Below are 17,934 nucleotides of genomic sequence, written 5' to 3'. Positions count from 1 at the left end.
CGGTGGCGGGCCGGCGGGGCCGGGCCACGGCCGTGTGCGCCTACAACGACGAGGTCGCCCTGGCACTGCCGGCCGGGATGCGCAGGCTGGGCCGGGCCGCATCGGACGACCTGGCCGTCCTCGGCGCCGACGACATCCCCGCGGCCCGCTTCGCCGTACCACCGCTGACCACGGTCGCGCAGGACGGCGGAGGGCACGGTGCCCGCCTCGCGCCGGACGGGTTCATCCCAGCACTCGAAGAACGCCCGCTCTCCGACCTGGCCACGCACCTCTCCCAACAGGACGTTCGGTCAGGACGGGTCGTCCAGGGCATAGATCCGGTCGCGCAACAGCCCCGTGGCTTCCTCCAGACCGGCTCCGAGGTCGAACCAGACGCTGTCTCGCCGCCCACCGGGCCGATCCAGCCCCGCGGCGGCCCAGGAGAACACGCCCTGCAGCACCGAACGCTCCCCGCCGGGTGGGCAGACCGACAGCGCGAACGGCAGCGCCAGTGCGGCCCGCACGACGACGACCTTGTCCGGATCATCGGGATCGCGCCGCCCACCGGTGAGAAACTCGGGCGTGCCGAGAACCTTGATCCACTCCAGGACCGAGCCGGGCACCTGCTCGCCGAGGATCTCCGCGATCGACGCGCGGACCGCCGCGGCGGGATCGTCCCCGAGCCAGCCCAGCCAGTGGTCCGGATCGGTCAGCGGGGTGAAGTCGTCACGCACCGGCCCGTGCCGGGGGTTGGGCTCGTACTCCCCGGTGGGACGGCCGTCGTCGCCGACCCGCCACGCACCCGCGATCGCCTCGGGCGGCACGTACCCGTCCGGACTCGCGACCTGGTCAGGGTCGATCGCGTACACCCAGCCACCGGGATGGTCCGCGGCCGCGGCCACCACGCCCGGCGGAGGCTCGCGCCGCCGCCGCCCGGGCTTCGGTGAGAAGATCCCCATGGCCGATTCCTCCAGAACGCGGTGAGACGGTCGGGTCGATCCTGCCACGGCGCCGGGACCACGACCCCCTCGTGACCGTCGTCCCTGCCGGGGCCCCGGCCGGTGGCGCCCACCCCTGCGATGGTCCGGTCCGACGTGGTGGCGCGCCTCCAGGACATCGTCGCGCCGCCGGCCGAGGTACGAGGCGGAGACGGCATTCAGGTCGACCGCCGCCCGCTCCCCTCCGGTCGTCCTGGCGACGACCTCATCCCGCGGCGAGATGATCTTCCCCGACGCCCTGACGGAACGGTGACGGAACAGGGGGCGAACCCTGGGCCGCACACCGGTGATCCGACAACCGGGCGTCTCAGCGAACGGGCAGGCCGGTGACGGCGCGGCCGATGATGAGGCGTTGGATCTCGCTCGTGCCCTCGAAGATGGTGTAGATCTTGGCATCGCGGTGGAAGCGCTCGACGGGGTGATCGCGCGTGTAGCCGGCCCCGCCCAGGATCTGGATCGCCTGTTCGGTCACCCAGACCGCCGTCTCACCCGCCACGAGCTTCGACATCGAGCCCTCCGCCTGTTCGAAGCGTTTGCCGGTGCGGGCCATCCAGGCGGCGCGCCAGGTGAGCAGGCGGGCCATGTCGACGCGGGTGGCCATCTCGGCCAGCAGGAACGCGATGGCCTGGTTCTCGCCGATCTTGCGGCCGAACTGCTCGCGCTCGCGGGAGTAGTCGCGGGCGTACTCGAAGGCGGCGCGGGCGATGCCGACCGCCATGGCGGCGACGGAGGGACGGGTGGTCTCGAAGGTGCGCAGGGCGGCCTGCTCGCCGGCGCGTTCGCCCTTGCGGACGCGGGCGAGGCGGGCCTCCAGCTTCTCCCGGCCGCCCAGCAGGCAGGAGCCGGGGACGCGGACGTCGTCGAGGACGACTTCGGCGGTGTGGGAGGCGCGGATGCCGTGCTTGCGGAACTTCTGCCCCATGGACAGGCCGGGCGTGCCGGGCGGGACGACGAACGTGGCCTGGCCGCGGGTGCCGAGGGCGGGGTCGACGGAGGCCACGACCACGTGGACGTCGGCGATGCCGCCGTTGGTGGCCCAGGTCTTGACGCCGTTGAGCACCCAGTCGCCGCCGTCGGGGACGGCGCGGGTGCGGATGGAGCCGACGTCGGAGCCGGCGTCGGGTTCGGAGACGCAGAACGCGCCGAGCTTGACGTCGTTGGCGGTGCCGAACATCTGCGGCAGCCACTCCCCCATCTGCTCGGGCGTGCCGCCGGCCGACAGCGCGGCGGCGGCCAGGCCGGTGCCGACGATGGACAGGCCGATGCCGGCGTCGCCCCAGAAGATCTCCTCGAACGCCACGGGCAGCGCCAGCCCGCTCTCCTCGAACCACTGGGTGGCGAAGAAGTCGAGCGAGTACAGCCCGATCTTGGCGGCCTCCTGGATGACGGGCCAGGGGGTCTCCTCGCGCTCGTCCCACTCGGCCCCCGCGGGGCGGATCACGTCACGGGCGAAGGCGTGGACCCAGTCGCGCACCTCGGCCACGTCGTCGCTGGGCTCCAGACCGAAACCGCCGCTCATGCGCAGCTCCCCTCACCTCGCCACCCGGCAGCACAACCCTACCGATGAGTAGCTACGGGAGCCAAGGTCAGCTCCGGACGGCATGCCGTTCGAGGAAGGTGTAGACGTCGGCCTCGTCCACGCCGGGGAACGAACCGGGCGGCAGCGCGGCCAGGACGTGGGAGTTGGCGCGGGCCGACGGCCAGGCGTAGCCCTCCCAGCGTTCGGCCAGTTCGGTGGGCGGGCGGCGGCAGCAGTCGCCGGTGGGGCAGTGCGACTTGGTGCGGTTGGTCGTCTCGCGACCCCGGAACCAGCGCGACTCCTTGTACGGCACGCCGAGCGTGATGGCGAAGTCGCGCTCGCGCGAAGGGTCGACGTGGGCGACGCAGAAGTAGGTGCCGGTGGGCGAGTCGGAGTACTGGTAGAAGACGGAGAAACGGTCGGGCGAGAGGAACACCTGACGGCCCGACCACTGCAGGCACATCCGCTGCCCCTCGATGGCGCCCTGCTCGTCGGCGGGGAAGACGATGCCGTCGTTCTCGTACGCCTTGTAGATGATGCCGCCGGCGTCGTTGCGGACGAAGTGGCAGACCAGGCCGAGATGGTGGGTGGCCAGATTGGTGAAGCGGTGGGCGGCCATCTCGTAGGAGACGGCGAACACGTCACGCAGGTCCTCCACCGACAGGGCCCGGTCGGCCTTGGCCTCCCTGAGGAAGAGCGCGGCGGCCTTCTCCGGGACGAGCACGGCGGCGGCGAAGTAGTTGGCCTCCGTCCGCTGGCGCAGGAAGTCGGCGAAGTCGCGCGGCTTGCCGTGGCCGAGCGCGAGGTGGCCGAGGGTCTGCAGGAGGATCGTGCGCGGGGTGTGCATGCCGAGCTGCTCGTGCTTGACGTAGATGCGGCGGTTGCGCAGGTCGGTGATGGACCGCACCGAGCGGGGCAGGTCCTGGGCGGTGTGCACCGTGTAGCCGAAGTGGGTGACGAGCGCCTGGATCGTGCTCTGCGACAGCGCCCCGGTGCGGTAGCCGACGGCCGCGAGCGACTCGGCGGCGGCCTTCTCGATGTCGGGGAAGTAGTTGCCCAGCTCGCGCTGCCTGCGGCGCAGCTCGGCGTTGGCGGCCCTGGCCTCCTCCGGGGTGGCGGTGCCCCTGGCCTGGCGGGCGCGCAGCTCGCCGTACAGGCCGAGGATGTGTTCGAGCACGTCGTTGGGCACGCGCGCGGAGACCTTGAGGCGGGGCAGTCCGAGTGAGGCGTAGAGGGGGTCGCGCTGGGCCTCCTCCAGGGCGATCTCGAGCTGGGCGCGCCGGTTGGGCGGCTGGCGGCGCAGCAGCTCCTCGACGGGCACGCCGAGGGCGGTGGCGAGCGACTTGAGCAGCGACAGCTTCGGCTCCCGCTTGCCGTTCTCCAGCAGGGAGAGCTGGCTGGGGGCCCGGTCGACGCGGGCGCCCAGGTCGGAGAGGGTCAGGCCGCGCTGTTTGCGCAGGTGGCGCAGGCGCTGTCCGAACGCGATGAGATCGAGCTCCTGCGTCAAAGACAGCGGTTCTTCACCCAACAAGGACGCCATGCCGCAATCTTAGACAGAAATTCTGCCCTTCTTCCAGACCGCCACCGCCCGCACGCCGCACCCGCGATGGGATTGGTCTAGTCCAACAGGAAAACTCGCGATTTCTTCTCCGTTTAATACCCGCAAGTATTCGCTCAGAGAGAATTTTCACACTTCTTCTCATCGAGAGATGCTACTGATCATGCCTCGTACGGGCACACACTCGGCACAGGCCCCAGGGGACGACAAAGGAGTGAAACCATGAACGATCGCCTCAAGGGAGCTGCTGAGCAGCTGCGGGACGAGTGGGAGAACGACCCTCGCTGGGACGGCATCGAGCGCACCTACGACGCCGAGGACGTGGTCCGGTTGCGCGGCAGCGTCCAGGAGGAGCACACGCTCGCCCGGCGCGGCGCCGAGCGGCTGTGGCGACTCCTGCACACCGAGGACTACGTGCACGCCCTCGGCGCGCTGACCGGCAACCAGGCCGTCCAGCAGGTGAAGGCCGGCCTCCAGGCGATCTACCTGTCCGGCTGGCAGGTGGCGGCCGACGCCAACCTGGGCGGCCACACCTACCCCGACCAGAGCCTGTACCCGGCCAACTCGGTCCCGGCCGTCGTGCGCCGCATCAACAACGCGCTGCTGCGCGCCGACCAGATCAGCTGGTCCGAGGGAGAGCCGCGCGAGTGGCTGGCGCCCATCGTGGCCGACGCCGAGGCCGGCTTCGGCGGCGTGCTCAACGCGTACGAGCTGATGAAGGGCATGATCGCCGCCGGCGCGGCGGGCGTGCACTGGGAGGACCAGCTCGCCTCCGAGAAGAAGTGCGGCCACCTCGGCGGCAAGGTGCTGATCCCGACCGGGCAGCACATCAAGACGCTGAACGCCGCCCGCCTGGCCGCGGACGTGGCCGGCGTCCCGTCCCTGATCATCGCGCGGACCGACGCCCAGGCCGCGACGCTCCTGACCAGCGACGTGGACCCCCGCGACCAGCGCTTCACCACCGGCGAGCGCACCGCCGAAGGCTTCTACCGGGTCCGCAACGGCATCGAGGCGTGCATCGCGCGCGGCCTGGCCTACGCGCCCTACTCCGACCTGCTGTGGATGGAGACCGGCACCCCCGACCTCGACGTGGCCCGGGAGTTCGCCGAGGCGATCAAGGCCGAGTACCCGGACCAGATGCTGGCCTACAACTGCTCGCCGTCGTTCAACTGGAAGAAGCACCTCGACGACTCCACGATCGCCAAGTTCCAGAAGGAGCTGGGTCACATGGGGTACAAGTTCCAGTTCATCACGCTGGCCGGCTTCCACTCGCTGAACTACTCGATGTTCGACCTGGCCCAGGGCTACGCCTCCAGCGGCATGACCGCGTACGTGGACCTGCAGGAGGCGGAGTTCGCCGCCGAGTCGCGCGGCTACACCGCCACCCGCCACCAGCGCGAGGTCGGCACCGGCTACTTCGACCTGATCAGCACCGCCGTCGCGCCCGACTCCTCGACGACCGCCCTCAAGGGCTCCACCGAAGAGGAGCAGTTCACGCACTGACCGCGACGACCCCAGACTCGCCGGCCACCTCCAGGGCATGGGACGGTTCCCCGGCGACCCAGGGCCGCGCCAGCCTCTCCCCCCGGCCTGGCGCGGCCCTTTCCCATGCGTCGGTGCAACAGTTTCCCGGCCGGGCTCCTCTGGGAGGTGAAGCAACCGACGAAGGGCGAGAAGCACGTGGAACCAGACTCCCGTTTCGCGGAGTTCGTCGCCGAACGCGGCGACGCGCTGCTGCGCTACGGATACGTGCTCGCCGGGAACCCGCACGACGCCGCAGACCTGGTCCAGGAGGCGCTGGTCAAGCTGCGTGCCGCCTGGCCGCGGCTGCGGTCCAAGGACAACCCGGAGAGCTACGCGCGCACGACCATGGCCCGGCTGCACATCGCCACCTGGCGGCTGCGGCGGCGCGAGCACCTCGCCTGGGCGCTGCCCGAGGGCGAGCATCACGACGCGCTGCCGGCCGGCGACGAACGCGACCTGTGGCAGGCCCTCGCCGGTCTGCCGCGCCGCCAGCGGGCGGTCGTCGTGCTGCGCTACTACGAGCAGCTCACCGACACCGAGATCGCGGGCGTGCTCGGCATCTCCCGGGGGACCGTGCGCAGCCAGGTCTCCCGGGCGCTCGACAAGCTCCGCGCCGCCCTGCCACCGCCGGACGACCGCGTACCCGCCAGGCACCTGCACTCCGACGCCGGACGAGGAGAGGCCCGATGAACGACCTCGAGAGCAAGCTGAGCAGGACGCTCAACCGCGCGGCCACGCAGGCGCCGCACGCGCCCGGCACCCTGGCCGGCACGGTCGAGACCCGCTTCCGCCGGCGCAGGCGGCGCAGCCAGGCGCTGCTCGCGGCGGCGGCCGTGGTGGTGCTGGCCGGGGGCACGTCGTACGCGCTGCGCGGCGAGGACATCCGGGCCGTGCCCGCCACGTCCGCGACCGCGGCGCCGGTCCAGGCCCGGCTCACGGAGCTGCCCGCGCCGATCGAGCAGGTGTGGCCGGAGGCGGTGCGGAAGACCCCGGCGAAGCTGCCGGACGGGCGGGCGTACCAGGCGCGCACCTTCGTGGACGAGCGGACGCTGCTCGTGACGACGGAGCAGCGTTTCGAGGTGGCCGACGCCGTCCACGCCTACGACCTCGACAGCGGCGAGCTGCGGAAGATCGCCGACGTGCCGGTGCCCGAGGGGACCGTGCTCTTCGCCTCCGGCTTCACCATCGGAGCGGACCAGGTGGTGTGGTGGACCAAGCTGGACGACGGCCGGGCGCAGATCTGGTCCGCGCCGCTCGCGGGGGGCGAGGCGCGGATCGTGACGACCCACCAGGTGGACGGCGGCGGCCACGAGAGCGGTCTCGACGGCCTGGCCGTCGCCGGCGACCAGGTCGTCTTCTCGATCAACGCGGGCGGGGTGTCCGCCGTCCCCCTCGGGGGCGGGACGGCGAAGCCCGTCGAGGGGGGCGCCGGCCTGCACCTGCTGTCCTGGCCGTGGGCCGGCACGGTGGGAATGCGCGGGCCGGAGGAGCCGCAGTTCGGCACGATCCGCAACCTGGAGACGGGCGAGACCAGCACCGCGCTGGTCCGGGCCGGCGAGAAGGAGATGATCTGCGGCGTGACCCTCTGCGTCGGCTGGGCGGCGGACGGCACCACCTTCCAACGGCTGCGGGACGGCTCGCAGGAGAAGTCGTCGCCGTGCGAGCCGTCGCGGTTCGCGCCCGGCCGGTTCTGCACCACGGCCGTGGCGGCGGACCGGCGCCCGCTCGGCGTCGCGCTGTACGACACGACGACCGGCAGGTCGGCCGATCTGGGCATCCGCCCGCAGGAGAGCTCCGCGCCGCCGGTCGGGAAGCCCGGGGATCCCGGCGTGACCGGCGCCCGGCCCGCAGTCACCATGATCGAGACACCCCACGTCGAGGGTGACCAGCCGCTGCTGTCCTACACCGTCGGTGACACGCGTTACGTCGTCGACCTCAGGAAGATCGGCTAGCCCCGACCAGGCATGCGAGCTCGGCAGGGACGTCCGCGGTGTTCCCGGACACGACGGGCAGCTCCGGGGCCCGGCAGAGGTCACGGCCCCGCGAGGGCCGGCCGCCTGCCGGGCCTCGCGGCTCCCCTCCGAGAAGGCCCTAGGGTACGAAAGCTCCGGCGGGGAACCGCGCGCCGATCCAGTGGGCCATCTCCTTCCCGGCGAGTGTGGCGCCGGAGGCCATGCCTTCACGCAGCGGGGCTCCGAAGTGGCGGCCGGGGACGCGGACGTGGGTGACGTCCGGGTGAGGCAGCAGTTCGGCGAACCGCGTCGCGTCAGCGGGGAAGCAGGCTTGGTCTCCGGTGAGTTCGACGAGGAGTGCCGGAACGTCGACGTCGGGCGCGCAGGCGGCGAGGTCGGCGCGGGTGGCGTTGGCCGACCAGGTGGACAGCCACGCCTCGGGGGTGGTCAACCGGCCGAAGCCGAGGACGCCGTAGTTGGTCAGGTCGGGTCGCCGTCCGAACAGAGAGCCGTAGGGCCGGTCGTTGGGGTCGAGACTGAGATCGACGGACCGGAGGTCGGCATCTGTACGATGCACCACGATCACCCCCCTGGCCAGTGATGCCCGGCGGTCGCGGAGGTCCCCGTGAGCCGTGAAGCGTCTCTTGGCGTCTCGGGCGTCGGTGACGCGTTCCCAGGCGACGGCGTCGATACGTTCGATGCGGGCCCGTTGCGCTTGACGGTAGCGCTCGACGAAGCCGGGTGAGTAGGTGGAGCTTTCCGGCGGTGCCGCAAAGCCGTTGGCCGGGTTGTACGGGTCGAGGTCGGGCGCGACGGACAGGGGGTCGGTCTCGTCGACGAGCGAGGGATCGATCATGCGCTGGAGGAGGGACCCTTGTCCGGGGTGGGGGGCGAACATGATCAGCCCGTCGGCCGGCGGCATGGCGGCCGACGGCAGGGGGACGGGCTTGCCTCCCGGTGCGCTGTCCAGGCGCGCGGCCGGGGCGCGGCCGGCCTGCTGGAGGTAGAAGGCCGCCAGGGGGGCGCCGCCGGAGTGCCCGATCGCGACGACGTGCTCGAAGCCCAGGTCGCGAAGGAAGACGTGACCGGCGGCCATGTCGAGGAGCGCCTGCTCGTGCAGCAGGGTCAGGTCGTTGCCGAGTGAGCGCGCGCCTTGGGTCCAGACGGCGAAGCCGCGGGCGAGGAGTTCGGGCACCAGGACGTGGTGGGAGAAGTCCTGCCGCGGGTGCATGAGGAAGGCGACGGTGGTGGCGCCGGGAACGACCCGGAGCAGTCCGTTGACGGTGGCGCCGTCATGGGTGGTCACTTCGTGGGCGGTGGTGCGGGTGGCGTCCGGCAGCTGAGCGGGTGCCACGTACCGACCGGCTCCCAGTCGGTCGGCGTCGCCGGTCATCGGGCCTCCACGCGGAGCGCGTCCTTGTCGTGCTGGGTGATGACGGAGTTCTCCAGGCCCGCGACGGCGCTGTACCAGACGGCGTGGCGGCAGCCGGTGGCGCGGCGGTCGATGACGATCGGTGCGGCGGACGTGATCCGGACATAGGGGCCGACCTGGTCGAGAGCGAGGCCGGCGTCCTGTTGTGCGACGTCGAGGACGCCCTGGTTCTCCGGGACCTGGAGGACGTACATGCGGGGCATGATCAGATCAGCTCCCTCTGGGCCTCGCGCCGGCCCGGCTGCTCGGCCTCCCAGGCGGCGGCATGTTCGACGATCAGCTCGGCCTTGCGGGTGAGCAGCTTGTCCATCGACGGCGCCGGCCCGGCGGTGACGTCGCACAGGGCCGCGATCGTGAGCTGGGCGTCGAGGTCTTCCTGGGGGGTGACGGGCCGCAGCTGTCGTGTGATCTCGAGCATGTAGCCGTTCGGGTCGTGGGTGTAGATGGACTCGATCGTCTCGTGCATCACCTGCATCTCCACGGGCCACTCCGACTCGTCGAGACGACGCCGGTACTCCAGCAGGTCCTCCTCGTCCTGCACGTTCAGGGCGATGTGACGCGAGTTCTTGAAGAACTCGGGGGTGCCGTGCGGCAGCCTGGCCCACGCGTCGCCCGGCGCTGTCTGGTCGCCCTGCGGCGACCAGCCGAAGTAGTAGAAGAACGCCAGGCGGTCTCCGCCGCCGATGTCGAAGAAGAAGTGGATGAAGTCGGGATGCCGTTCCGGGCCCCAGCCGGCGGCGCAGATCGAGTGCACGATGGGGAACTTCAGGACGTCGCGGTAGAACCGCACCGTCGCGTTCGGGTCGAAGGTGGGGAAGGCCGCGTGGTCGACACCGCGCACCCGGTGGACCGGCCTGGCCTGGCCGGGGCTGTTGCGGGACATGTGATCTCCTTCGGTGAGGGGGTGGGCGTTCACTGGCCGGCGAGGACGCCGCCGGCCCGCAACAGCGAACCGGCCATCGGGACGTCCGCGGTCAGCCCGAGACTGCGCAGGATCGCGTAGGCGCCCGCGGTGGCCGCCGAGAGGACGGGGAGCCCGAACTCGTCCTCGGCCGCCTGGACGAGATCGAGCGAGGGCATCTGCACGCAGCAGGAGAGCACCAGCGCGTCGACGTCGCCCAGGTCCATGCTCCGGGCGGCCTCGAGTACCCGGTCGCCGGAGATGCACCCGACCTCGCTGTTGTCGGCGACCTCGAGTGCGCGCCAGTCGGCGACCTGGATGCCTTCGGCCTCGATGTAGGCCGCGACCTGCCTGGCGAGGGGCTTCATGTAGGGCATCACCAGGGCCACGCGCCTGGCCTCGAGGGCGTCCAGGCCTTGGAGCAGGGCGCCGGCGCTGGAGAGGACCTTGGTCGCGGAGCCCCCGGATCCGAGCTGCTCGGCGATACGCGACTCGGCGTCGCGGTGGTGGCCGGGGCCCATCGCCATGATCGCGACCAGGCAGGCGTAGAGCACGACGTCGACGCCGGCGTCGCCGATCTCGAGGACGCAGCGCTCCCGCTGGGCGTTCATCGCGAGCAGCTGCTCGGGGGTGACGGCGTGCATCCGCATCCGGGAGGAGTGGAAGGAGAAGTCGATCCCCGTCCGCCGCAGGATGCGCGGGATCTCGGTCTCGACGGTGACGTTGGTGCTCGGCACGATCAGGCCGACGCGGTGAAGTGTGGACACGAAGTCTCCTCTGATCCCGACCGAGCGTAACAACTCTGTCGAGATATCAACACAAGTGTCAGAGATGGGCGTGTGAGGTCCTCGGCCGGGCTGCGGCGAAGGCGGGAAAGGGTTGGTGGGGCCGGGTCAGCGGCGCGGGGCGAGGCGGTCGAGGAGCGTGCGGATCTCCTCGACGGTGCGGGTGGTCTCCGCGTCGGGACCGGGGACGCCGGGGCGGAGCAGCATGTTCTGGGCGAGGTCGGTCACGGTGGCGACGGTCTCCTCCACGTCGGAGCCGCGGGAGAACCACCAGGCGACCCAGTTGCACATGCCGAGCAGCGACAACGCCGCGGTGCGCGCGTCGACAGGCCGGAACTCGCCGCGTTCGATGCCGGTTTCGATGACCGCCATGACCTCGCGCAGGATCTTGCGCTTGGCCTCCCGGTGCTCGCTGCCGATCGGTTCGGGCAGGACCGCCTCGGAGCGGTCGAGGATCCGGAACTGGTCGGGGTGCTGGGTGCGCTGGCGCACCAGGAGGGCGACGACGTCGCGCAGCTTCTGGGTGGGAGACAGGTCGGCACGCGCGGTGAGCTGCTCCAGCACGTCGGCCAGCCCCTGGCTGACCTGCTCCACCAGCATGGTGAGCAGGTCCTCCTTGCTGCTCACGTAGTTGTACAGACCCGGCCGGGAAATCCCCAGCGCCTTGGCGATGTCGAGGAGAGTCGTCGACTCGTACCCCTTCGCGGCGAACAGTGCCGTGGCCGTGTCGAGGAGCTCGGAGATGACCAGCTGCCGGCTCAGGGCACTGCGCGGTTCCTGCGGCGTGGGTGCGGAGGCCATGTCGGCAGTGTACTGAGCCGATCTCCGCCTGCCGGATGCCATGGTCATGTCGTCACCACGAAGTCGGCGCGAGCCGCCGCGACCGCGGTCGCGGCGGCGGCCCGGTCGCCGTCGCCCCCGAGGAACACCCCGACCGGGCGCTCACCCTCGAGGCGGAGACGTTCACCCAGGTCGATCCGCGCGGCGACCGCCTCGGTCGTGGCCGGTCCGCTGAGCAGCACCGGGAGGCTCCCGCTGCGCGCCAGAGCGGCGATCAGGGCATCGGCCGGTTCACCCCACACGTCCGGCTCGGACCAGGCGACCTCGCGCACGGCGGTCGTGGCGCTCAGGTGGTCCCTGGTCAGCAGCCGGGTCGGCAAGGTCAGCCCGGGTGCGGCCAGGGGGCGGGAGAGCACCCACTCGTCGAGGTCCGCCGCGCTGTCCGGGACGGCGTCCCCCAGCCAGGCCAGCGCCCGCCTGGCGCTTGCGAGCTGCTCGGCGGCGTAGTCGGTCAGCGTGAGATTGCCCGACCGGGTCATGTAGGACAGGGCGAGCCGCTCCGCGGGCAGGCCGACGCGCAGGCGGTAGGTGTCCCACCACGCCTGGCTGCGGTGGGCCAGCTTCTTGAAGCGTTCGACCGGTGGGCGCCGCACCGCCTCGTAGGCGGCGAGAGCGGCGGCGATCGAGGACTCGCCGGCGAGCGCTTCGGCGAGGGCGATCGCGTCCTCGAGAGCGAGTTTGGTGCCCGAGCCGAGCGTGTAATGGGCGGTGTGCGCGGCGTCGCCGAGCAGCACCACGTTGCCGGTCGACCAGCGTTCGAGCGTCAGGTTGGTGAACCGGCCCCATCGGGTCCGGTTGGTCAGCAGCCTGCGGCCGCGCAGCTCGGCGGCGAACACGCCCTCCAGCAGCGCGACGCTGGCATGGTCGGTCTCGCCGATCGGCGTTCGGGCGTCGAAGGCCCGCAGGCCGGCGGACTGCCAGGTGAGGTCGTCGACCTCGATGAGGAAGGTGCTGCGGTCATCCCCATAGGGATAGGCGTGCAGGACGAAGAGGTCCTCACCGCGCTGGGCGGCGGCGAAGAAGGCCGACTCCACCGCGAAGTCGGCGCCGCACCACACGAAGCGGGTCCGTCCCGGGCTGGAGTGCACGCCCAGCTCGGCGGCGTACTTCTCACGAGTGCGGCTGCGCACCCCGTCGGCGGCGATGACCACGTCGGCGTCCAGCTGCGCGGCGTCGATCTCGCTCCCGCGGCGGATCTCCACGCCCATCTCGGTGGCCGCCGCACCGAGGATCTCCAGCAGCGTGGCCCGCCCGATGGCCAGGTTGCGGGCGCCGTGCAGGGTGACGGTCGCGTCGTGGCCCTTCAGGCACAGGTCGTGGCCGGCGTGGGAGGCAGCGCGTACCTGCTCGGCCGTCGTGGGGTCGGCGACCGCCAGGTTGCGCATGGTCGACTCGGTGAGACCCACGCCGAAGCCGAAGGTCTCCGCAGCGCCGCTCAGCCGTTCATGGACGGTGACCTGGAGGCCGGGATCCCTGAGCTTGAGCAGCCGCGCCGCATACAGACCGGCAGGACCGCCTCCGATGAGCTCGATCTTCCTCGTCATCGCTCCTCCCCGGCAGCCTCGACGGCGAGCTTGTGCTCGATGTCCTCGCGCAGGCGCCTCTTGGAGACCTTGCCGACATTCGTCAGTGGGAGCGCGTCCACGATCTCGACGCGCTCGGGGAGCTTGTACCTGGCCAGCCCCAGCGACAGGAGATGCTCCCCGAGGCTCGCGACGGTGAGGGGTTCGGCGCCAGGCTCCAGGACGAGGTACGCGCACCCCTTCTCACCGAGCACCGGGTCGGGCATCGCCACCAGCGCGACGGTGCGCACGTCGGGGTGCTCGCCGATCAGCTCCTCGACCTCCTCGGCATGGATCTTCTCCACGCCGCGGTTGATGACATCCTTGATGCGGCCCTCGATCGAGTAGAAGGTGCCCTCGGGGGTGACGTGGCGGCGGGCCAGGTCCCCCGTGCGGTAGAAGCCGTCGCGCGTGAACGCGCTCCTGTTGTGAGCCTCGGCGCGGTAGTAGCCACGGATGGTGTACGGCCCGCGAGCGGCGAGCTCCCCGAGCTCGCCCTCGGCCACCTCGGTCTCGGTGCCCGGGACAAGGATGCGGACTTCGTCACCGGGGGAGATGGGCGCGCCGACGGTATGGTGCCGGACCGCTTCGGTCGCGCCGGCCGGGGTGAGCAGGAACATGCCCTCGGCCATGCCGAACATCTGCCGCACCTGGATGCCCAGTTCGTCGCGAAGTCGTTCCGCGACCTCGCCGGGCAGCTTCTGGCCGCCGACGACGAAGTCGCGCACGCTGCTGAGGTCCGCGTCGCGCACCTGGGGGGCTGCCAGCAGCCGGATCGCGAGGGCCGGGGGCATCAGGGGCAGCACATCGGGGCGATGCTGCTCGACGGCCGCCAGCAGATCGGGGATGGCGGGTGTGGGGGCCAGGATCACGCGGGCGCCGGCAAGGACGGCCGGCTGGATCACCAGGGAGATGCCGGCGTTGTGCATGATCGGGAGCGGGTAGAGCAGCCGCGTCTCCGGTGCGTACCGCATCGCCCGGGCCCAGGCCAGGGAGTTGTAGACGTACTCCTCGTGAAGCCGGGGTGCCACCTTGGGCAACCCCGTCGTGCCACCGGAGAGCTGGAAGACCGCGATGCCCCCCGGGCCGACGTCGAGGTACGGCAACGGCGCGTCGCCGCGTCCCGCGGCGAGCACCTCCGCGTAGCCGGTCGCGCCCTCGAAGGCCGCCGAGCGGGCGATCACCACCTTGTCGACCGCCGCCTGGGCGAGCAGCTCCTCCGCCTGCCCCAGCAGCCGGCCACCGCCGAAGTCACCCTGGGTGAACAGGACGCGCGCCCCGGTGTGCCGGGCCAGCAGGCCGACCTCCCGAGCCCCGTGCTGCGGCAGGGTGCAGACCGGCCGTACACCGGCGAGCAGGCACCCGAGGTAGGTGACCACGGTTTCGGCGACGTTGCCCATCTGGAACATCGCCGCCTCGCCCGGCCGCACCCCCACGGTCGCCACGAGCCCGCGGGCGAAGGCCCGCGCGTTGCCGAACAGCTGCCGGTAGGTCCAGGAGACCTCAGGGGTGATCAGGGCCTGGCGGTCGGCATGGAGGTCCGCCGCGCGCTCGAGCTCGCCGGGCAGGGTCCGCCCGGACCACCAGCCCTTCCTCCGGTAGCGCTCGGCACTCTCGTCGTCATAGGGCACGAGGCCGTCTTCGGGCGGCGCAGCCGCCGCAGCGTTGACTGACATGTGAGTCACGATAACGACTGGCACGATTTTTAGGCAACGGGCACGTCAGAATCTTGACACCTGTGTCACAGCCCCGGAGGATGTGGCCCATGCCACCCCCCTGGTCTCACTCTCCCGGAGCGTCCCCATGGCCACTTCCGTCCCCGACGGCGCCCGCCGCAGGACCAACCCGTACATGGTCGTGTTCATCTGCTTCGCCGCGATCGTCTTCGACGGCTACGACCTGATCATCTACGGGTCGACCGTCCCCGCGCTGCTCGCCTACGAGGAGTGGGCGCTCACGCCGGCCGAGGTCGGCGCGCTGGGCAGCTACGCGCTCCTGGGCATGATGTTCGGAGCGCTGGCATCCGGGCCGCTCACCGACCGCTTCGGCCGCCGCAAGATGCTGCTGGGCTGCATGATCCTCTACTCCACCATGATGCTGCTGGTCGCGGCCGCGCCGAACCCGGCGACCCTCGGAGTCTTCCGGTTCGTCGCCGGCCTCGGATTCGGTGGCGTCGCACCGGTCGCCATCGCCCTGGTCGTCGAGGTGGCACGCCCGCACGAGCGCCAGCGGCTCAACGCCATCATGCTCGCCGGATTCTCCGTCGGCGGCGTACTCGCCGCACTGGCCGCCCTGACGTTCCTCGACGACGTCGGCTTCCGCGGCCTGTGGGCCTTCGGCGGCGTCGCCCTGGTCACGGTCGTCCCCCTCGCCTGGCGCCACGTCCCCGAGACCGCCCCTGCCACTCTGGACAGGACCCTGAAGGCGGACGAGTCGCCGATGCGCCGGCTCGCCAACGGGCGGGCGGTCACCGCCCTGGTGCTCTTCGCGGTGGCCAACTTCGCCGGGTTCCTCCTGGTCTTCGGCCTCAACACCTGGCTGCCCCAGCTGATGCGCGCGGCCGACTACGACCTCACCTCGGCCCTGGCCTTCCAGGTCCTCCTCAACCTCGGAGCCGTCGTCGGTGGCGTCAGCGGCTCCGCCCTCGCCGACCGGATCGGCGCCCGGCGCGTCGCCCCCGCCACGTTCCTGGTGGCCACGGTCGCCGTCGCGGTCATGGCCTCGGCCCCGCCTGCCGGCGTCATGGCCGTCGCCACCCTGGCGGCGGGCCTCGGTTCGATCGGCACACAGATGATCGTCTATGGCTATGTGGCGACCTACTTCGAGACGAGCGTGCGCGGCACAACGCTCGGCCTCACCACCGGCATCGGCCGCCTCGGCGCCGTGACCGGTCCGGCCATCGGCGGCATCCTCCTCTCCAGCGGCCTGGGCAACGCCTGGGTCTTCGGATTCTTCTGCGCCGTCGCCGTCCTCGGCGGCGCGGCCTGTGTGATCGTCCCCGCACCACCGACACGACGTTCGAACCAGCCGGCACCGCACCTGCGGTCAACCACGGAAACAGAGCCGGCCACATGACAGAGAGAAGGCGGATGAACATCGTTGCCCACGCTCCGGGCGGTAAGCCGACCGGCAGCCAGGTCGCCGGACGGAAGAAGTATCACCGGTGGCGCCACGTCTGCGCTGCCGTGCTCGCCGCCCTGCTCATGCCCCCACTGGCCGGCACGCACGCGGCGGACGGGGCGACCGGCGGCGCGACATCAGCCGCCGACCCCCAGGCAGAGATCATGGAGCAGGAGGCCGCCTCCGGTCGACATGCCTACAAGAACCTGTTCGACGGGAAGAAGCCCGGCTGCGCCGCCATGGCCGGCGAATGGATCAAGGACGACGCCGGCGACGCGATGCTGCTGTCGGCTCGAGAAGCGGCTGCCGGGAACACGACCATCTCGGCGTTCGACGCCGGTGGCGCCGTCATGACCGACCTGAAGGACAAGACCGTCCCGACACCGCGACACTGCGTCGTGTCCGGGTACGTCGCCCCGCAGGTGTCCTTCGAACTGCGCCTGCCGGACCCCAAGGCGTGGAACGGCCGGTTCATGCTGGTCGCGTGCGCAGGATTCTGCGGGACAGTGACCTCGTCGGCATGTGATCCAGGTCTGTCCCGGGGGTACGCGGTGGTGACCACGAACGGCGGGCACGACGGCTCCCCCGGCTTCCAGGCCGCGTGGGCCCACCGCGACAACGCGGCGCGGCACGACTTCGCCTATCGCGCGAACCACGTCGCCTCGCTGCTGTCCAAAGAGATCGTCGCTGCCTACTACGGCAAGCCGGCGGCGTACTCGTACGTGGTCGGCTGCTCCAAGGGCGGGAACTCCGCGGTCCGGTACGCGTCCCGTTACCCCGCCGAGTTCGACGGAATCCTGGCCAGCGCACCGGTGCTGGACTACCAGGGACGCGTGAGCACCTCCTTCTCCTGGCAGGCGCAGGCGCTCGGCAAGAACGGGAGGACACTGTTCAGCCCCGCCGACCTCAAGGCGCTTCACACGTCCGTCCTGGGCCAGTGCGACGGGGCGGACGGACGCACGGACGGCATCCTCAATGATCCAGCCGCATGCAAGCCGGACCTCGCCGCCATGGGATGCGACCGATCCGGGCTTTCCGACCGGAACTGCTTCTCGAAGGCCCAGATCGACGCCTTGAGGAAGCTGTACGCACCCCCGGCGGACTCCAAGGGGCAGGTGATCTACCCCGCGGGCCAGACGCCCGGCTCGGAACTGAACGCGACTCCCTGGCTCGCCGCGATGCCCGAGGTGCCCGGCACGCCACTCGTGCAACACGGCGCCGACCAGTGGCTGAGGTACATGGCGTACTCCAGGCAGTCCGACGGCGACGACAAGTCGGCCCAGAACTTCGACTTCGACAAGGATCCCGCCGACATGGAGGCGATGGCGAAGGTCTACAACGCGACCGCGACCGACCTGGGCAGCTTCGAGAAGCACGGCGGCAAGCTGCTGATGACCCATGGCACCGCCGACGAAGGAATCAGCCTGGCAGCCACCGTCGACTACTACAAGCGGCTCATCAAGGCCGGCGGCGGCCTGGCCGCGACCCAGGCCTTCGCGAGACTGTTCCAGGTACCGGGCATGGCGCACTGCTCGGGCGGAGCCGGCTACGACAGATTCGACGCGCTGTCCGCGCTCGAGACCTGGGTCGAACGCGGAACTCCCCCGGAGAAGATCATCGCCAGACGGTCTTCTCCGTCCGCCGCGGGTGACGAAGCGATTCCGCTCTATCCCTACCCGCTTGTTCCCCGATTCAGCGGAACGGGAGACCCGGCGGATCCCGACAGTTATCGCGCGGTGACATCCGCCTCCTGGCGCTGACTGG

Annotated in this window: 15 protein-coding genes and 1 pseudogene; 6 read left to right on the top strand and 10 right to left on the bottom strand. The window is 71.1% G+C overall.

Going from position 1 to position 17,934, the window contains the following annotated elements:
- Nucleotides 1-2: 2 nt before the first annotated feature.
- A pseudogene (locus CXR44_RS42250) lies at nucleotides 3-173 on the top strand (substrate-binding domain-containing protein); the annotation flags it as partial.
- A 117-nt stretch (nucleotides 174-290) separates the two neighbouring features.
- On the opposite strand, the gene CXR44_RS41210 reads toward CXR44_RS42250, so the two are convergent.
- From CXR44_RS41210 to CXR44_RS27755, 3 genes are all read right to left on the bottom strand, one after another.
- Nucleotides 291-938, bottom strand: a complete 648-nt coding sequence (locus CXR44_RS41210) for a hypothetical protein (RefSeq protein ID WP_101789074.1) — start codon at nucleotides 936-938, stop codon at nucleotides 291-293.
- Between the two features lie 346 nt (nucleotides 939-1,284).
- The gene (locus CXR44_RS27760; protein WP_101789073.1) at nucleotides 1,285-2,496 is read right to left on the bottom strand and encodes an acyl-CoA dehydrogenase family protein; all 1,212 of its coding nucleotides are present in this window, start codon (nucleotides 2,494-2,496) and stop codon (nucleotides 1,285-1,287) included.
- 67 nt (nucleotides 2,497-2,563) lie between these two features.
- Nucleotides 2,564-4,036, bottom strand: coding sequence for a helix-turn-helix domain-containing protein (locus CXR44_RS27755; protein ID WP_397021552.1), 1,473 nt, complete (start codon nucleotides 4,034-4,036; stop codon nucleotides 2,564-2,566).
- A 240-nt stretch (nucleotides 4,037-4,276) separates the two neighbouring features.
- On the opposite strand from CXR44_RS27755, the gene aceA reads away from it, so the two are divergent.
- The 3 genes from aceA to CXR44_RS27740 all read left to right on the top strand — a co-directional run bounded on the left by aceA (nucleotide 4,277) and on the right by CXR44_RS27740 (nucleotide 7,530).
- The gene (gene aceA / locus CXR44_RS27750) at nucleotides 4,277-5,557 is read left to right on the top strand and encodes an isocitrate lyase (protein ID WP_101789071.1); all 1,281 of its coding nucleotides are present in this window, start codon (nucleotides 4,277-4,279) and stop codon (nucleotides 5,555-5,557) included.
- Nucleotides 5,558-5,704: 147 nt separating this feature from the next.
- Complete coding sequence (locus CXR44_RS27745; RefSeq protein ID WP_245899453.1) at nucleotides 5,705-6,268, top strand: SigE family RNA polymerase sigma factor; 564 nt, start codon at nucleotides 5,705-5,707, stop codon at nucleotides 6,266-6,268.
- Nucleotides 6,265-7,530 (top strand): TolB-like translocation protein, encoded by a 1,266-nt coding sequence (locus CXR44_RS27740; RefSeq protein WP_101789069.1) that lies wholly within the window; start codon nucleotides 6,265-6,267, stop codon nucleotides 7,528-7,530. Before CXR44_RS27745 ends, CXR44_RS27740 begins: the two co-directional genes overlap by 4 nt.
- Nucleotides 7,531-7,669: 139 nt before the next feature.
- On the opposite strand, the gene CXR44_RS27735 is transcribed toward CXR44_RS27740, so the two are convergent.
- From CXR44_RS27735 to CXR44_RS27705, 7 genes are all read right to left on the bottom strand, one after another.
- Nucleotides 7,670-8,884: an alpha/beta fold hydrolase gene (locus CXR44_RS27735; RefSeq protein WP_219602017.1), complete on the bottom strand. Its 1,215-nt coding sequence runs from the start codon at nucleotides 8,882-8,884 to the stop codon at nucleotides 7,670-7,672.
- Between the two features lie 35 nt (nucleotides 8,885-8,919).
- The gene (locus CXR44_RS27730) at nucleotides 8,920-9,156 is read right to left on the bottom strand and encodes a hypothetical protein (RefSeq protein WP_219602016.1); all 237 of its coding nucleotides are present in this window, start codon (nucleotides 9,154-9,156) and stop codon (nucleotides 8,920-8,922) included.
- 11 nt (nucleotides 9,157-9,167) lie between these two features.
- Entirely contained in the window at nucleotides 9,168-9,845 is a 678-nt protein-coding gene (locus CXR44_RS27725; protein WP_101789066.1) for a VOC family protein, read from the bottom strand.
- A 29-nt stretch (nucleotides 9,846-9,874) separates the two neighbouring features.
- Nucleotides 9,875-10,630: a maleate cis-trans isomerase family protein gene (locus CXR44_RS27720; protein WP_101789065.1), complete on the bottom strand. Its 756-nt coding sequence runs from the start codon at nucleotides 10,628-10,630 to the stop codon at nucleotides 9,875-9,877.
- Between the two features lie 126 nt (nucleotides 10,631-10,756).
- Nucleotides 10,757-11,449, bottom strand: coding sequence for a TetR/AcrR family transcriptional regulator (locus CXR44_RS27715; protein WP_101789064.1), 693 nt, complete (start codon nucleotides 11,447-11,449; stop codon nucleotides 10,757-10,759).
- Nucleotides 11,450-11,493: 44 nt separating this feature from the next.
- Nucleotides 11,494-13,032: an FAD-dependent monooxygenase gene (locus tag CXR44_RS27710; protein WP_101789063.1), complete on the bottom strand. Its 1,539-nt coding sequence runs from the start codon at nucleotides 13,030-13,032 to the stop codon at nucleotides 11,494-11,496.
- Nucleotides 13,029-14,726 carry a (2,3-dihydroxybenzoyl)adenylate synthase gene (locus tag CXR44_RS27705; protein WP_101789062.1) on the bottom strand — a complete coding sequence of 566 codons (1,698 nt, stop codon included), beginning with the start codon at nucleotides 14,724-14,726 and terminating at the stop codon, nucleotides 13,029-13,031. Before CXR44_RS27705 ends, CXR44_RS27710 begins: the two co-directional genes overlap by 4 nt.
- 127 nt (nucleotides 14,727-14,853) lie before the next feature.
- Here CXR44_RS27705 and CXR44_RS27700 point away from each other — a divergent pair, with 127 nt between their 5' ends.
- Both CXR44_RS27700 and CXR44_RS27695 read left to right on the top strand, forming a co-directional pair.
- Nucleotides 14,854-16,125 carry an MFS transporter gene (locus CXR44_RS27700; RefSeq protein WP_101789061.1) on the top strand — a complete coding sequence of 424 codons (1,272 nt, stop codon included), beginning with the start codon at nucleotides 14,854-14,856 and terminating at the stop codon, nucleotides 16,123-16,125.
- Nucleotides 16,126-16,139: 14 nt separating this feature from the next.
- Complete coding sequence (locus CXR44_RS27695) at nucleotides 16,140-17,930, top strand: tannase/feruloyl esterase family alpha/beta hydrolase (protein ID WP_180903728.1); 1,791 nt, start codon at nucleotides 16,140-16,142, stop codon at nucleotides 17,928-17,930.
- The last annotated feature ends 4 nt before the right edge of the window (nucleotides 17,931-17,934 follow it).

This window comes from Nonomuraea indica (assembly GCF_002850745.1).
GTDB classification, from domain to species: domain Bacteria; phylum Actinomycetota; class Actinomycetes; order Streptosporangiales; family Streptosporangiaceae; genus Nonomuraea; species Nonomuraea indica.
This window is presented reverse-complemented; position numbering and strand designations above follow the sequence as displayed.

What these genes read in the sequence shown, in the direction of transcription:
- CXR44_RS27740 (WP_101789069.1), top strand. Translation starts at nt 6,265, where the DNA reads ATGAACGACCTCGAGAGCAAGCTGAGCAGGACGCTCAACCGCGCGGCC.
- CXR44_RS27760 (WP_101789073.1), bottom strand. Translation starts at nt 2,496, where the DNA reads ATGAGCGGCGGTTTCGGTCTGGAGCCCAGCGACGACGTGGCCGAGGTG.
- CXR44_RS41210 (WP_101789074.1), bottom strand. Translation starts at nt 938, where the DNA reads ATGGGGATCTTCTCACCGAAGCCCGGGCGGCGGCGGCGCGAGCCTCCG.
- CXR44_RS27700 (WP_101789061.1), top strand. Translation starts at nt 14,854, where the DNA reads ATGGCCACTTCCGTCCCCGACGGCGCCCGCCGCAGGACCAACCCGTAC.
- CXR44_RS27710 (WP_101789063.1), bottom strand. Translation starts at nt 13,032, where the DNA reads ATGACGAGGAAGATCGAGCTCATCGGAGGCGGTCCTGCCGGTCTGTAT.
- CXR44_RS27715 (WP_101789064.1), bottom strand. Translation starts at nt 11,449, where the DNA reads ATGGCCTCCGCACCCACGCCGCAGGAACCGCGCAGTGCCCTGAGCCGG.
- CXR44_RS27730 (WP_219602016.1), bottom strand. Translation starts at nt 9,156, where the DNA reads ATGTACGTCCTCCAGGTCCCGGAGAACCAGGGCGTCCTCGACGTCGCA.
- CXR44_RS27695 (WP_180903728.1), top strand. Translation starts at nt 16,140, where the DNA reads ATGAACATCGTTGCCCACGCTCCGGGCGGTAAGCCGACCGGCAGCCAG.
- aceA (WP_101789071.1), top strand. Translation starts at nt 4,277, where the DNA reads ATGAACGATCGCCTCAAGGGAGCTGCTGAGCAGCTGCGGGACGAGTGG.
- CXR44_RS27725 (WP_101789066.1), bottom strand. Translation starts at nt 9,845, where the DNA reads ATGTCCCGCAACAGCCCCGGCCAGGCCAGGCCGGTCCACCGGGTGCGC.
- CXR44_RS27705 (WP_101789062.1), bottom strand. Translation starts at nt 14,726, where the DNA reads ATGTCAGTCAACGCTGCGGCGGCTGCGCCGCCCGAAGACGGCCTCGTG.
- CXR44_RS27755 (WP_397021552.1), bottom strand. Translation starts at nt 4,036, where the DNA reads ATGGCGTCCTTGTTGGGTGAAGAACCGCTGTCTTTGACGCAGGAGCTC.